This is a genomic window from Lysinibacillus sp. FW301-JW8 (assembly GCF_058788755.1).
Genome location: NZ_JBYTBB010000055.1, coordinates 22,942 through 37,579 on the forward strand (window position 1 = coordinate 22,942; position 14,638 = coordinate 37,579).

At 33.9% G+C, this 14,638-nt stretch carries 15 protein-coding genes and 1 pseudogene; 5 read left to right on the top strand and 11 right to left on the bottom strand.

All coding sequences use genetic code 11. The features are described from left to right. Positions 1 to 15: 15 nt before the first annotated feature. Entirely contained in the window at positions 16 to 2,046 is a 2,031-nt protein-coding gene (locus tag AC3WOM_RS19545; protein ID WP_492448036.1) for a methyl-accepting chemotaxis protein, read from the bottom strand. Positions 2,047 to 2,313: 267 nt separating this feature from the next. On the opposite strand from AC3WOM_RS19545, the gene AC3WOM_RS19550 reads away from it, so the two are divergent. Next, a complete protein-coding gene (locus AC3WOM_RS19550; RefSeq protein ID WP_492448037.1) occupies positions 2,314 to 2,940 on the top strand; it encodes a nitroreductase family protein in 627 nt (208 codons plus the stop codon). 191 nt (positions 2,941 to 3,131) lie between these two features. Here the strand turns inward: AC3WOM_RS19550 and AC3WOM_RS19555 are convergent, their stop codons facing one another. Next, positions 3,132 to 3,851: a hypothetical protein gene (locus AC3WOM_RS19555; RefSeq protein ID WP_492448038.1), complete on the bottom strand. Its 720-nt coding sequence runs from the start codon at positions 3,849 to 3,851 to the stop codon at positions 3,132 to 3,134. Between the two features lie 313 nt (positions 3,852 to 4,164). Between AC3WOM_RS19555 and AC3WOM_RS19560 the strand changes: the two genes are divergently transcribed. Continuing rightward, a complete protein-coding gene (locus tag AC3WOM_RS19560) occupies positions 4,165 to 4,581 on the top strand; it encodes a hypothetical protein (protein ID WP_492448039.1) in 417 nt (138 codons plus the stop codon). 279 nt (positions 4,582 to 4,860) lie between these two features. Here AC3WOM_RS19560 and AC3WOM_RS19565 read toward each other — a convergent pair. The 3 genes and pseudogenes from AC3WOM_RS19565 to AC3WOM_RS19575 all read right to left on the bottom strand — a co-directional run bounded on the left by AC3WOM_RS19565 (position 4,861) and on the right by AC3WOM_RS19575 (position 6,730). Continuing rightward, positions 4,861 to 5,333, bottom strand: a pseudogene (locus AC3WOM_RS19565) (putative iron-sulfur cluster-binding metallochaperone). A 186-nt stretch (positions 5,334 to 5,519) separates the two neighbouring features. After that, on the bottom strand, positions 5,520 to 5,945 hold the full coding sequence (locus tag AC3WOM_RS19570) for a MaoC family dehydratase (protein WP_492448040.1): 426 nt from the start codon (positions 5,943 to 5,945) through the stop codon (positions 5,520 to 5,522). A 365-nt stretch (positions 5,946 to 6,310) separates the two neighbouring features. After that, positions 6,311 to 6,730: an NUDIX domain-containing protein gene (locus AC3WOM_RS19575; RefSeq protein WP_492448041.1), complete on the bottom strand. Its 420-nt coding sequence runs from the start codon at positions 6,728 to 6,730 to the stop codon at positions 6,311 to 6,313. A gap of 493 nt (positions 6,731 to 7,223) precedes the next feature. Here AC3WOM_RS19575 and AC3WOM_RS19580 point away from each other — a divergent pair, with 493 nt between their 5' ends. Beyond that, entirely contained in the window at positions 7,224 to 8,366 is a 1,143-nt protein-coding gene (locus AC3WOM_RS19580) for a Ger(x)C family spore germination protein (RefSeq protein WP_492448042.1), read from the top strand. 102 nt (positions 8,367 to 8,468) lie between these two features. On the opposite strand, the gene AC3WOM_RS19585 is transcribed toward AC3WOM_RS19580, so the two are convergent. Continuing rightward, the gene (locus tag AC3WOM_RS19585; RefSeq protein ID WP_492448043.1) at positions 8,469 to 9,623 is read right to left on the bottom strand and encodes a CAP and S-layer homology domain-containing protein; all 1,155 of its coding nucleotides are present in this window, start codon (positions 9,621 to 9,623) and stop codon (positions 8,469 to 8,471) included. A gap of 606 nt (positions 9,624 to 10,229) precedes the next feature. On the opposite strand from AC3WOM_RS19585, the gene AC3WOM_RS19590 reads away from it, so the two are divergent. Further along, the gene (locus AC3WOM_RS19590) at positions 10,230 to 10,580 is read left to right on the top strand and encodes an S-layer homology domain-containing protein (protein ID WP_492448044.1); all 351 of its coding nucleotides are present in this window, start codon (positions 10,230 to 10,232) and stop codon (positions 10,578 to 10,580) included. A gap of 541 nt (positions 10,581 to 11,121) precedes the next feature. Beyond that, a complete protein-coding gene (locus AC3WOM_RS19595) occupies positions 11,122 to 11,808 on the top strand; it encodes a hypothetical protein (RefSeq protein WP_492448045.1) in 687 nt (228 codons plus the stop codon). 39 nt (positions 11,809 to 11,847) lie between these two features. Here the strand turns inward: AC3WOM_RS19595 and AC3WOM_RS19600 are convergent, their stop codons facing one another. From AC3WOM_RS19600 to AC3WOM_RS19620, 5 genes are all read right to left on the bottom strand, one after another. Further along, positions 11,848 to 12,078 carry a YdbC family protein gene (locus AC3WOM_RS19600; protein ID WP_492448046.1) on the bottom strand — a complete coding sequence of 77 codons (231 nt, stop codon included), beginning with the start codon at positions 12,076 to 12,078 and terminating at the stop codon, positions 11,848 to 11,850. An 89-nt stretch (positions 12,079 to 12,167) separates the two neighbouring features. Further along, entirely contained in the window at positions 12,168 to 13,154 is a 987-nt protein-coding gene (locus AC3WOM_RS19605) for an HNH endonuclease signature motif containing protein (protein ID WP_492448047.1), read from the bottom strand. Between the two features lie 11 nt (positions 13,155 to 13,165). After that, positions 13,166 to 13,489, bottom strand: a complete 324-nt coding sequence (locus tag AC3WOM_RS19610; RefSeq protein ID WP_427548932.1) for a pyrophosphohydrolase domain-containing protein — start codon at positions 13,487 to 13,489, stop codon at positions 13,166 to 13,168. Between the two features lie 30 nt (positions 13,490 to 13,519). Continuing rightward, positions 13,520 to 13,864, bottom strand: a complete 345-nt coding sequence (locus tag AC3WOM_RS19615) for a nuclease-related domain-containing protein (protein WP_492448048.1) — start codon at positions 13,862 to 13,864, stop codon at positions 13,520 to 13,522. A gap of 76 nt (positions 13,865 to 13,940) precedes the next feature. Then, positions 13,941 to 14,324, bottom strand: coding sequence for a nuclease-related domain-containing protein (locus AC3WOM_RS19620; protein WP_492448049.1), 384 nt, complete (start codon positions 14,322 to 14,324; stop codon positions 13,941 to 13,943). Positions 14,325 to 14,638: the final 314 nt, after the last annotated feature.

The window sequence follows — 14,638 nt, forward strand, 5'->3', positions numbered from 1 at the left end:
GGTCTTTTCAATGTACTATATAGTAAATTCACCTGTTTCCTCCTGAAGATCCTGCGCCAGATGTGCTAATTGCTCAGAGGCTACTGCCATTTCATTCATCGTAGAAGCCTGCTCCTCTGTGATGGCTGACACATTTAATGTATGGTCATTAGTTGCCATTGCTTGCTGACTAATTTCTTGAACCTTCGAAGTCATGTCATGTAGCTTTTCATAGGCATTTGATGTATTGATACTCGTCTTTTCGATCGTTTGTTTTAAGTCTTCAATCGCACTGCTGATTGTTTCAAAGGTGCTTCCAGCCTGCTGTACAGAATCAATGCCATGGTGAGCAATTTTACGGCTTTGTTCCATCATAGAAACAGCCTCATTGATTTGCTCTTGAATTGTCCGAACAACAGTGGCAATATCTTGTGAAGCATGGCTTGTTTGTGTTGCCAATGCCTTTACTTCCCCTGCAACTACTGCAAAGCCTTTTCCCGCTTCTCCTGCACGTGCTGCTTCAATCGCTGCATTTAAGGATAATAGATTTGTTTGATCTGTTATGGATGAAATAAGTTCGCTCATCTTTTCGATTTGGACGGATTGGTTTTTTAAGCTACTTATCAGATTTGCACTATTTTCTACCTGTGTATGTAGCTCAGCGATTTCATTTACAAAGGCACGAATTTGCTTGGAGCCTCCAGTTGCAATCTGAGAGGTTGCTGTAGATTGCTGAACGGCACTGTCTAAGGCATTAACAGCAAAATGCATATCCTCACCTAAAGCGGATGTGACTGAAGTTAGTTGATCACTAACTATCTGTTGCTTGCTTGTATTCTCTGCCACGTATTGCATAGAGACAGCTACCTCTGTGACGGATTTATTAACCTCTTGAACACTAGCTGTTAGCTCTTCAGCAGTGGAAGCAACTGTTTCTGTTTCAGCTACGATTTGCTTCATCATTGTTCCTAATGCATCTACTGAATCATTATAATACTGTGCCATCTCTCCAAATTCATCCTTTGTATTGGTCGACATTCTTTGGGTTAAATCACCTGTAGCAAGATTGCCTAAATGGCTATTTATTGTACGTACTTCCTGACGAATATAACGTGCAATTAAATAAATAATTACGGATATTACACAGATAAGAATAATACTAACAATAATTTGTTGATATAGCATTGCTTGTACTTCACTATATAGCTCAGTTGTCGGAACAATTAAAATAAGCTTCCAAGGCATTCCTTGTATTTGTTTATATTGCAATGTGTATTCTTTTCCATCAACTGCTGTTTGAATCAGCTTATTATCTCCTGCAAACTGTTCGATAGGTATTTTTAAATAGTTCTGAACCGTTTCTTGATTTACCTTTTTCACATCAGGATGTGTTAAAAATGTTCCATTATCATCAATGATAAATGCATAACCACTTTCTCGTATTTTCACCTCAGATACAATGGATTGGATAGATTCAAGAACATAATCACCTGTGATAACGCCAATCGGAGTTTGCCCCTTTAGTACTTGAATACCAAAAGTAATAAACATCTCTCCTAAAGCTTCATCAAAAAAAGGCTCTGTATGTATAATGTCACTGGATTGCAAGCTATTTTTGTACCACTCCTGTTGATGGAAGGCATAAGCTGGATCTTGATAAACATCTGTAAAGACAATTTTTTCTCCATCTTTATAGGCATATGGTCCAAAGATTTCTCCATTGACAGCATCCTTTTCAAGCCAAAGCCCCATTCCATAGGTTTCTTTATTTAATGGTAGTAATTGCTCAACAAAACGTGTAAATTGTTCTCTTGACATCATATTATCTGCAGTTTCTATCGCAGATTTAGCACTATAGATAAGCTGATTATGTCCATGTAATTTATTTTCAACAGAATTAGAAACATCATCAGCTAATAATGACATCTCATTTTCAATCGAGCTTCCAAGTTCATTCGACGCTTTTAAATAACTTAAGAAGGACATGCCACCTAGAAATATTGTGATGATGGGAATAAGTATACCAATTTTCGCAAAAAGTCTTAAATTACCCAATAGTTTTTTCATTTACCTTCACCCATTCATATTATTTTAGTTCTATAGTTATCTCTAGTATAAAACGAGTAGACTATGACAAATATGTTTTTTTTGTAACTTTTTACATAGATATGAGAGGTATACCATTATGATGGGTAAGTAATCAAATTCTACTATGATTTCTATTGATAAATAATACGCAAATTAAAACACTCTAATTCGAGCAACTTACTTGGATTTTTTAAAAAACTATCGTATAGTAAATTTCATCATAGGAAAAAGGGGTTTTTTTAAACAATGACGATAACAAAAAGTTATTTAAATAAAGTAATGCATGAGCGAAAATCGGTACGCAAATATGAGGTCAATTTCAAAATCCCACAAGCAGAGTTAGAGGAATTACTTGTGGAGGCAACAACAGCCCCATCATCAAGTAATTTACAACCATGGCGCTTTTTAGTGATTCAAGATCCAACTGTAAAAAAAGAATTACGCCAGATTGCTAATAACCAGGAGCAAGTAGAAACTGCCTCCGCTATTATTGCTGTATTAGGTGATATGGAAATGTACAAAAATGTTGAGGAAGTTTACACGAAAAACTTCGAGCAGGGCTATATGGATGAGGCAACAAAAAATAGTATGATCGAAAATTCGTTAAAGCTCTACCCAAATCTGCCTAAAGAAATTCTAAAAAATATAGCAACCTTCGATGCAGGCTTAATTTCTATGCAAATCATGCTTTTAGCTAAAGACATGGGCTACGATACCGTTACAATGGGAGGCTTCAATAAGGAAGCTTTTGCAAAACACTTTGAATTAGCAGATCATCTAGTTCCAATTGTTTTAATCGCTATTGGCAAAGCAGCTGCACCAGCTTATGGCTCATCTCGCCTAGCTTTAAAAGATATTGCGAAATTTATATAAAAGAATAATTTAATACTTCATATAGTGTTAATATCTAACAACAACTTATCATTGAAATTAAGAGCCTGGATACCTGGAAATTATCGATATAGGCTCTTTTTTTAATGATTAGTTATCATTTAAATAGCAACAGTAGCAATATGTAGAGATTAATAAAAAACAAATATCTAATAGGTTTGCTTCTTTTTGTTTTAGCCCTTTAATTCCATTCTTATCCTTCTTAACGCTATTTCAGCTGCCATTTTCCCGTTATATTGCCCGTGTTCTTTAACCCAATTTAATTTTTCTCTAGCGGGCAAGTATCTATGGAAACCTAGAATTTCAGCAGCTCTCTCTTGTACCCACATATCCGTGTCTTCCAACAGGGGGATTATTTCATGTAATTGTGTGTAAGGAGTTAAAGCCATAATTGAAAACAAATATTGAGTTCTTTTTTCTTCATCTAATTCAGGGTTTTTAAGAAGGTTTTTCAATTCTATAATGGCTTGTACATCCTGCCTTAATAGCAGTTCATCAGTATGCGCTTTGGACATGGGGTAATATTTCGGAAGTTCATACCAATCACTTTCAGGATTTTCTAATAGGATTTTTATGAACGTTTGTACATTAGGATATACTGGGGACAAGTCTATTTCCTCATGGTTTATAAAGCAAACTTTGCCTGTTAGTGACCCAAACATGTAAACACCAACATAATTGGAATCATCATCTGTCCATAATGGGAAAACTTCTGAACTATTAATATCTTCATTAAGGAATAAATACATTTCTGTTGCTTCTTCAAAGGATAATAAACGTATTAAAAAATCATTCTTGCGCTTCATGTAGATTGGATTGTCGAAAGCATTCATTACTTCTTGAGGTAATGATATTTTTAAAAAAGTTGAAATTTGATTAAAAAAATTATCCACTATGTATCCTCCATTCATCATATTTAAAACTAACTCGAAATTTGAGCCTCTTCATATAATCCGTTTGAATCGACAGAAGATGACTCTTAAACATATTTTACATTGTTAAAATACAAATCACTAGCCGTTTGATACTTTCATTTAGGTATGTAATAAACCTATAGAAATGGCAAATTTCATATTAAAGGCTTTATTCTTACGTTAAGAATACTTAACGTTTAAAAATGTATAATAACGTTGAATATTAGATTATTGTGCCTTAACATACAATATATAGGAAATAATTTCACAATAAAAGGAAGAGGTGTATTTTATGGAGTATAAAGAGTATTTGAAAAAATTAGGCGAAACAGCGTTAAAGTATGCTGAACTATCAGATAATGAAAATACAGTAGACTTAACGCCTGTTCCTCAAGAAGGTATAAGTGGAGATATAGAGGAAAATATTTCATTTAATGGGAACGGAGACTGGACATTTGAGTATTCAAAATATTGTCCAGTAAATATCAGTGCAGATGGTTGGATAGATGGAGCACCAGATGGCTCAGTCTTTGATGTGTATATAGATACGAATTATCCTGAACATAAAAGTTTTAAAGCAGTACTTCAGGGACAGAAGTTATCAACGACTATTAAGACAAATACTTTTTCACAGACATCACTAAAAATCCGCATTCATTCTAACAAGCCAAATAGCACTGGAACATTCCACTTGCATTATAGCGTTTAGTTAACATTCATCCTGCAAAATAGAGTAGTATTCAAATTCAGACTCTAAGCAAAGCAAGGCTTTTTATATCCAAAAGTGTGTATTGTAGCCCATTTAGTCCACGTACTTTCCAATGGGCTACACTTAAATCCAAAGAAATCTGTATTTATTTAATTTCTTGGTCGCCCGAAGTCGCCTCTTTTTCTAATGAAACTAACTTTAAGACCAGCCCCATCACGGAATGGTCTTTTTAGTTTATTCAGCTAAAGCTTCAGTTAGTGAAAAAAGTGTGTTTGAAATTTAAAGGCTTTTTATATATTTTGTAACATTCCCCATACAGCATCTACCCTGAGGATTATTTACATCACAACCACATCTATTTTCTTTTACATTTTGACGAATGTGTTCCAATGGCTTTGAAGAAAGTCCATCTTCCACATATTTGTTAATTTTATCTCTTGTCCATTCAAAACAATAGCAGATAGGTACAGTAAGAGAATCATCTTTTTGATAAACAGGAACTTTAATTACTGATGTTGAGAAAGTCTTTTTATCTGTATCAAAGTAAACAACACCACAATCCTCTGAAGCGCAAAAAAATGAACTAAATCGGAATTCAAAGAATCTAGTACTGATGGTTTTAACATTGATTTTAATGTAATTATTTTTACCTTATTACCTTTTACTTTACAAGATGGACAAAACTTAGAATCACTTTTTTCAGAAACTAGTTCTTTTGTATCTGTTGTATCTGTTGTACAGCAATCAGACATATACCGCATCTCCTACTCTATTTTGATTTTAAAATTATAACACTCTTACTTAAACTAAACTGCTTTGTTTAATAATACTTCAATTCTTTCATTTGGATAAATATTTCCATTTATTCTATCACAGCGTGGTCTTTTTTCAACTAAAGCCCTCTGCTAGTTGAAAAAGATTACTTTTTAAAATAACCTTCATCGCTTTATCAATACGGTTAAGTCACCCTCAAAAACTTTTTCTTCCTTATCATTGAAAGTAGATAACAATACCGTAAGGAGACCCGTTTTATTCTTTGTAGATTTCTTATCAAGAACCTCAACAATGATGTGTAATTCATCATCAGGATACACTGGTTTTATAAATTTAATATTATTCATTTTTGTTCCAGCAATAATATCCTCACCATATCTACCTTCTTCGACCCATAACTTAAATGAAATAGCTAGTGTATGTATTCCAGAAGCAATGATTCCATTAAATCTTCCCTGATTTGCTTTTTCCTCATCTAAATGCATATATTGCGGGTCAAATTCATCTGCAAACTTCATAATATTCTCTTTTGTTAATTTGTATGATTTAGTTTCGAACACGTCTCCAATTGTAAACTCATCTAACTTCATGAAAACACCTCTTTTTATTTGCTAACAACACTACTTATTATAAGATTCACACCTGTTATTAACAGTTGATATTAATTTTTCTTCTTTAACTTTACTGCTGGTTTAGTTTAATAATACCTCATTTAAAATTTATTTAGATAAGTTTTCCCATTCCAGCCAATTATCTAACGATGGTTCACTTTGCACTATTGAAAGCAATTCGGATATTAACCAATTGTTACCATTTTTGATGAAAATCTACCATTTGAGGCAGAAACTAAAAAACCAGGCACTCACCTTTTAATGAGTCCTGGACGTTTGTTTTTAACACTATTTGTTTAGGTAATATAACTTAGTAGTTTTTATCGCAGTAATACGATTAATGACTAATAATTCCTTTTCCATTTCAACTGTTTAAGAGCATAGTCTGTTGTAATCGTAATGTTCTCTGGTATATCATTTATTGGGAACCATTGTACTTTTTCTAAAGCATGAGGCTCTTTATTTTGTACATTCCCCTTAGTAATATGAGCGATGAAAGTAGGAGCAACATAATGAACATCTTCCGACTTAACAATATGATTTGTAACACATACTAATCGTTCAATTTTGATGTCAACTCCGAGCTCTTCCTTAATCTCACGTATTACGGCATTTTCTATTGTTTCCATATAATCGACTTTGCCACCAGGTAAACTCCAATAGCCTGATTCAGGCGATTTCTTACGTAATACAAGTAAAATCCGGTTATTTTCATCTAGTATAACTGCTCCAACCCCGACTTTTGGTATTTTCTCATCTTCCATTATTATTATCCTCCTACTCAACTTCTTTTTTTAAAACATAATTTATTAGTATTATATACAGTAATCTAATAATCTAACAATGAAAGTACATTAATGTAAAAGACTCAACAAAATTAGAGTGTCTTACCTTAACATAATTCATCTACTATCTATATTATCCTCCAAAAGGTTCATCTCGCTCATTAACCAATTATAGAAAGGTACTGGACGCTCTTTATAAAGAGTTTCTTCTAATATATGATGATTTTACTCAAACGCTCCAAAGACTTGTTATATGCTCCTACAAATACAGCTCTCTCTTCTATATCAAAACATTTTAATCTATTTGGCACTTTAGAATTAGAAGTGAAAAAAATTTTTTTAAATCCTTACTCATAAGTCTATACTAAACAACGTTAGGTAAATTACAACGAACAAAACCTACTTCTTACATTTTGACGGTTCTTAATATTCTTTGCAATTATCTTATTCACTTAGCTTTGGGAGGATAAACATGAAAAAATATCTCTTTCCCCTTTTCGTAATTATAATTAGTTCATTTTTGTTATCAGGTTGTTGGGATGCTGATGAACCTCAAAGAATGTATTATATTAACGCTGTCGGTGTTGACTTTAAGGATAATCAGTATGAAGTGTATGTACAATTTATCAATTTTGACAGGGTGGCGAAATCAGAACAGCCAAATCCTAGTATTGTAGCAGCTGAAGTGGGTTACGCGAAAGGAAGGACAGTTGACGAGGCGATATATAAATTATATGACTCAAGTGACCAAAAGATTTTTTGGGGGCTGATGAGATATATGGTCTTCTCCGAAAGTGCTTTAAAGGACGAACGGAGTATTCCAGCGATTGATACATTTATTCGCTATAGGGATACGCGGTACCAAATTTGGATCTATTGTACAAAAGATTCTATGAATGAAATATTGCTCACAACGCCACTATTAGAAGGTTCGCATGCTGTATCAAAATTAAGTAACCCCATAAATCCGATGAAAGACGAAACATTTATCTTGCCCAGAAATTTAAGAGATATCATAATTGGATTGAATGAACCAAATCATGAGGTTACCCTTCCTTATATTTCAATGAATAAAAATTGGGAAACGTCAGAAGAATTAACAGAAAATACGCTTTTTTCAGGTATAGGCATACTTTCAAAAGATGGATTCAAGGGGACCATATTAAATAAATCAGCAAGAGGTTATCAATGGTCTCATACTGAGACAAATCGTGGTGAAATTACGTTTAAATTAAAAAATGAAGAATATTTAACCTCCACTATTGACAAACTAAAGGTCGAAGTGAAACCTATTGTAAACAAAAATCATGTGAAGTTTGAATTTAATTTAGTAGTTGATGCTACCATTAGTGGAATTAGTGGCAAAGTTTCGATAGAAGAAATACGAGAAGAAATAATAAAACAAATGTCTGCAGAAATAAAAGAGACCTACAAAGAAGGTCTAAAATTAAACGCAGATGTTTATCGATTGTCCGAATTGCTTTATAGGAAGAACGTAAAGGTATGGAAAAAGTTAGAGTCTGAGGGAAAAGTTCCATTAACAGAGGATTCAATTAGTAAAATCAATATTCGTATCAATAAAATAAATCCAGGAAGAAAAACATTTATTGAATAAGAAGAATTAACGGAAGCTGCTTAGAAAGAAGCCCAGGCTCAAATAAATTGAGTACCTGGGCTTCTTCAGAAAGATAACTAATGTGTGTAGAGAATAATTTAATCACTCTATTGGCAAAGCATAATCAGGTTCTTTTCCAAACCACACATGTGAATAGTTTCCATTAATCCCTACACCCATTACTGTTAACGTGGACCAACTTTCAGCACCGATAATGACATCGTTATGTCCCGTAGAATTTTTCCACATGTCAAGCGCCTTTGAAGGACTTATACCAATAGAACTAGCTGAAATTTCGAAGCCATTTCCATTGTAAGACGTTAATTCCCGTGGTTTATCCCACATTTGTTTTGCATACTGGTGGTCGCTTGTGTAACAAACCGGTGACCAAGAACCATTGGTAGACCAGCTATGTAAGTTACATTTAATTCCCCGCTGATCCACCCCTTGTGAAGGAGAATAATTATTAGAATCGATTACATGTGCCCTCGCTACTGTAGTTAGTGACCTTGAAATTGTGAATGGTTTCAGTCCTAATGATTCTCGGTATACATTGATTAATGTTGCCAATTCTTTTTCTTCATCTGTTAAATAATCTAAATCTATTTTGTATGGCTTTTTGGTGATTATTGGCTCTTCAACAGATTTCTTCTCTTTATTAGCATTTTCATATTTATGTGCGCGTGCTAAAAATGCTGAAATATGACCTCTAGTTAAATTGTTCAAAGGTCTAAATGTCCCGTCCTCATAGCCATTTGTTATTCCTGCTGCAATTAGTTGTTGGACCGCTTCATATGCTGTGCTATTTTTAGGAACATCTTTAAAAGTCTCTTTGCCGCTTGGTAAATTAAAGGCACGTGCGATGAAAGTAGCCATATGACCACGAGTAACTTTTACGTTTGGCTTAAATGTGCCATCTTCATAGCCCTTAATAATCCCTTGTTCAACTGCAGATTGGATATAACCGCTATTTGGACTATGTTCAGGGACATCGTTGAATTTTGTAGGTCTTTGAGTACCGCTAAGTCCGACTGCTTTTGCGACCATAACCGCAACTTCCTCACGCGTTACAATATCATTCACGCCATATGTTTTCGTAGGCGCTACGATTCCCCTCTCTAACAAATACATTATATCCTCATAGTTACTATGCTTCTCAGAAACATCACTAAATTGAATCAAAGCCGCATGAATGTTTCCTATAGGCATTAATACAAACGCTAACAATACTGTAGTAATAAAAGTAATTATTCTCATATTATTCCTCCCTTCCTTTAATACTAACAGAAGGTTATTTAATTTCCCATTTCATTTTTTAGTAATTTTTGAAGGAATTGATGATTAGCTATTGAACCAGAAAATATGAATTTAAATTTTAATTAGGATGCGATTTTTCTTTATAGTTGTAGTAATCAAATGGCATAAGCAATATTCAACATTGAATGAACTATATATTAGGAGGTGTGAGGAACTTCATTTTGCTGCATCATCCCTAGACGAGTTTATTGGATATATCACAATATATTTCATGTTTAACTTACCTTTCATAAACTGTGTAGTTACTTTGTGTAGCGGTGAAGTAACTACTAATGCGACATTGCCTGAATAATGACTGAAGGTACGCTTGAAACTTTCCTCGTAACTACGTCTTGTATATTCTTACTACTCCTTCTTTCTAGCCTTTCCTTCTTCAAAGTAGTTTGGGATTGCGTAGTGTGCCAAATACGTCATAGTAGTACTTGTATCCGTTCTAACCATACCTATTATTTCATTATTATGTATTGCCTTTGTGAAAGAACAAGGCATAATGAATGGGGATGCGAATGGTAATTTCCGAGCAGAGGAAAATATACATGTGCACAAATGGCAACAGTAATCGCAAACTTTAAGCAATTTAACATTGAAGAAAATGTAGAGATTACCTTCAACGATACAAAAGGACACTGGGCACAGTGGATTATTGAAGCAAATCGTATTGCGGGTATTATCAATGGTCGTCAAGATGGTAGCTTTGCACCAGATGCCCATCTAACAAGAGCACAAGCTGTTGTGATGATGAATCATATGTTTGAGCGTGGTCCATTGCAAGGTGTCACAATACCAAGCTTTGCGGATGTGAAAACGACACATTGGGCATTTAAAGAAATCGAAGAAGCTGCGAAGTCTCAAGCTTATATAGTGGATGAATATGGGGATGAGCAATTAGTAAAATAAATAGTAAACAAAACAGGCGTGAAGAATCTTCTACGTCTGTTTATTGAGCTAACGGTGTAGTTTGGCTGTATTTTTATAACTCTAAATGAATATGACTAGACTCATCAACTAAGCACTATCATTTTCACAGCCCCCATTGCTCTTTTAAATTGCTGAGGAGCTTCATTTTACTGCCATCATCCTAAGGCGCATCTGGATGAAATTTCTTGGATGTCATATAATAAGTTCATGTAATACTTTCTTTTCCTCATCTGTCGAAGCGGTGCGGCATACATATGCTACAAACCTAAAGAATAATGGTATCCCTGTTAAGGAGATTGCCGAACGATTAGGAAATACTCCTGAGCTGATCTATACAGTTTATGGCCACATTTTAAAAGAGATGGAGGCCCAAACTGTATCTGTATTTAGTGAGAGTTTAAAGGCTATTGGGGCTAATTTATAGCTAACCCCTATCAATTTGCTTCATATCAATGCTTTCAAAACCCTCATTATTTTAGAAGATCTAAAATAAAGTATTTTATGGAGGTGAATTTCTATATTGAATAGTCAACAAAATCTTCAAACAATCTTCCAGCTTGTCCATCAACTAAAGGATGAGCTCCAATCCTATGATGATGCCATGAAAAACGAAGCAAGGGAACTACAATTTTGCGATGAATTCCAACAAGATCTACTACATATTATTGAAAGCTTTGCCACTAGTGGCTCAGAAAGTGCATCCATCATGTCTCAGCTTCGGAAAAATCGCGTAAAACGTCGAGATATTAAAAATAACCAAAAAATAAATCTTAAATCAGCGCCATCCATACAGCAATTACGGCAAGTTATCGATGTTTTTCCATCTACCATTTGTGTTACAGCGCCAACTTATACATTAAAAACACCGGAAGGCTTACAATTAGTCAATACGCTAGATGCAGAACGTAAACGTACACAAGTAACATTCCAATATGTAGAACCAAAGAACAAGGCAAAATTATCAAAGGTTCTGCCAACGAAAGATAAGGCTATTGTTTGCTCCTCTCCAACAGATACAAGTATTCATCTAGAGCGCAATAAAAAAGATTGGCAACTAATTAAAAATAAAAATAACATCCTTTTTTCTAACAAAAAAATGCAGAAAGTTGCCTCTTATATTATTTCTGAGAAGATAAAGGTCTATGCAGACAAATTAGCTATTAACCAACTAACTAAATTAGTAGAAGATCAGCTTCAAGTACGTTAAAAAATGGTTAAAAGGAGCCGCACAAAACGGCTCCTTCGTTTATATTTTTGAAGTTGATAATTTCGAAAGTGTCTCTGCTAAGATCTTCATTTCAGCGGGTGAAAGCGTAACACCTTTTCCCATTTTCGTATGATCCTCTGACCAATCTCGAATATCAAATTTGGCTTCCCTACCATTCCAGCTAATTAGATTTAATTCCTTCTTCCAGCCCTTATTCCCCTCTGATAAAACAGCGAGTGTTTCAATGATTTCATATTTAATATCTGCCATATACATTCCTCCATAATTTAATTTGTCATTAAAATTATATCTCAAAAAGGGAGCAGCAAACATTCCAAATTATTATATCTACCTTTACCTTATAACCTCTTTGGTTCCCATAAGGTTGTGTATCCATTCATTATTGAGTAATCATATAATTCTACAAGTTTAGTATTTTCATATGTACGAAAGTAAAGAGATTCGTTTATGCTGGAGGATAAATGATCATTTCTTATAAGCATTGTTTCTAAATATAAGCGAGTGGCAATTTTATCACTCTTTTGTAAATTACAATCATTGCAGGCTAATACTAAGTTCCATAGATTATCATTTTGGACAAAGCTCCATGGGATAAAATGGTCGACATGTGTTTTTCGGCGACTAGATGATAAATCACATTGACAGTAGAAACATCGATTTTGTTCAAATTGTGAAAGCACCTTGTAAAAGGTTTCTAATGAACTACGCTTTGAAATCACTTCTATCTTGGTTAGCAAAGCCATTGTACTTGTTGCTACATTCACTTTCTCTAAATATTTTACCAAATGATAATTTGTTAAATTCATAAGAACACGCTGATATTTTTTCATAAACTCATAAACAGGACGATTAAAACGAAATTGTGCACGTTTAATATCAAATGCATAGAATACACCTGCTGTATCGCCATAAAATGCACCAATCACATTTTGCTTGCAGTCACGTTTAACATCATGGACAATTTTCAACTGTAAAGAATCCGCAAGTTGATCAAATTGCCATTCGGATGGAATACTATAGTCATTTACATACTTTTGCAAAATGGTTTGAGCTCGAGCTGGTTTATTTTTATTAGGGGACTGTGTTAATTGATGATGGATGACCAAATTCCAATAAATATTGGTGAATGAATAAAAAATTTGGTCATAGCTTAGTGTTAGTTCATCATCCACATTATATAGATTTTCAAGTAATGCTTTAAAAAACACATATTTATAGGAAGTTGCTACAGTTGAACGATAATAAAAATGATTAAGATGTTGCCAAATTTCATGCTCTGTAATATATTTCTCCTTTATTTCACCGATCCTTAAATCATGTGACACGTTTCTTTCACCTACTCCTCTACTTCCATCAAATATATCCCTTTGGAAAACCCTCCGCGTTGTTCTTTCTTCTGAGCACGAATTTGCTCCAATTGCTCATTGGAAACACCAAACTTATGTATAGCTGCGTAAACTAACTCCAAAATATCTGCAAGCTCTTCTAGTGCCTCTTTTCGTGAGTCTGATTCCTTAAACTCTAAAGCCTCCTCTTGCATTTTCCTTTTGATTTCTTCCAAATATTCTTCTTGTTCTAATATTCTTATTTCACATTTTTTGCCACTGGCTTCTATTAAATCTGGTATTAAATCGCGAACCAATTTATTGTATATTGGCATATTATCGCTCCTTTTTAATATCCTTTTCGTTTAGGATTTTCCATATCTTTGCTGAATCATGCGAATATGTTTTTTCTTCATTGCCTTGGAAATTTGCATTTGTGGTAGCAACTGATTGTAAATGGCTTGAATATCGCCTTTAGAGAAAATTGGACTAGCAGACTTTTGACGTGCTTGGATAAAACGTTTTAACTCCTCTCGTTTTATAACATGTACATTAGTGGAAGTCAGCTCCACTTTTTTCAATGTACAGCTTTCACCAAAAACAATAACTGAATGGATGGCATTGTTTGGCAGCTTTAAAAAATTTTGAATAGCTCGGGTATGTATAGCATTTTGACGGATTGGATTAAAAAATTTATCTTCATTCAGCAAATGAAGATAAAGCCTCCGGCGGATGTCACGGATTTTCAAAGGAATGAATTGTGCGAGCACAATTCAAAATCCGGACTCAATTACGCCAAGGCGAAATTGATATTTTTTTCTTATTCGGCATTGTTTGCGTCCATTGCTGATGTGCCTCATTTCCAAAAATCCAACCACTATAATTTTTTGATTCCAACACATATAAACCAGTTCTATCTATATAAAGCAGGTCAATTTCTGTTAACTCATCCGAATTTCTTTTCGGAATATATACATTGACTAATTGCCTATGGCTTTTCGATGCATGCTTCTCAATTATTTTTGAAGTTAAGTACTCACCATGTCTTCCTTTATTCCATTTAACTGTTAAAATATGATTTTTAGTCAGCCGATAATAGGTACTTTTGCGATAATTTTTTTCCATGAAATAAATGCACAACATTACACATAGAATAACAACTAGTAACATGACAATCCCCCCTTAATCTAGAAATTTTTAAAAATGAATCTTCAAAACTAGTATACCAATATTTCCAAGGATTTTTTTTGCAATTTTTTCAGTATCCGCTCAAAAAACCATCATAAAAGCCTTACTTAAAGAAATTATCCTAGTACAAATATACGATTCCCACTAAATATTACATATAATTTGTTATGGATTTAACATTTTAGGATTGTTATGATTAGGAGGTATATTTATTTGAAGGGAGCATTCCTGTTAGAAACGTTTTCGGGGACTTGAAATAAAAAAAGCCCTCTTGTATGATGCTTGAGTATCAACAG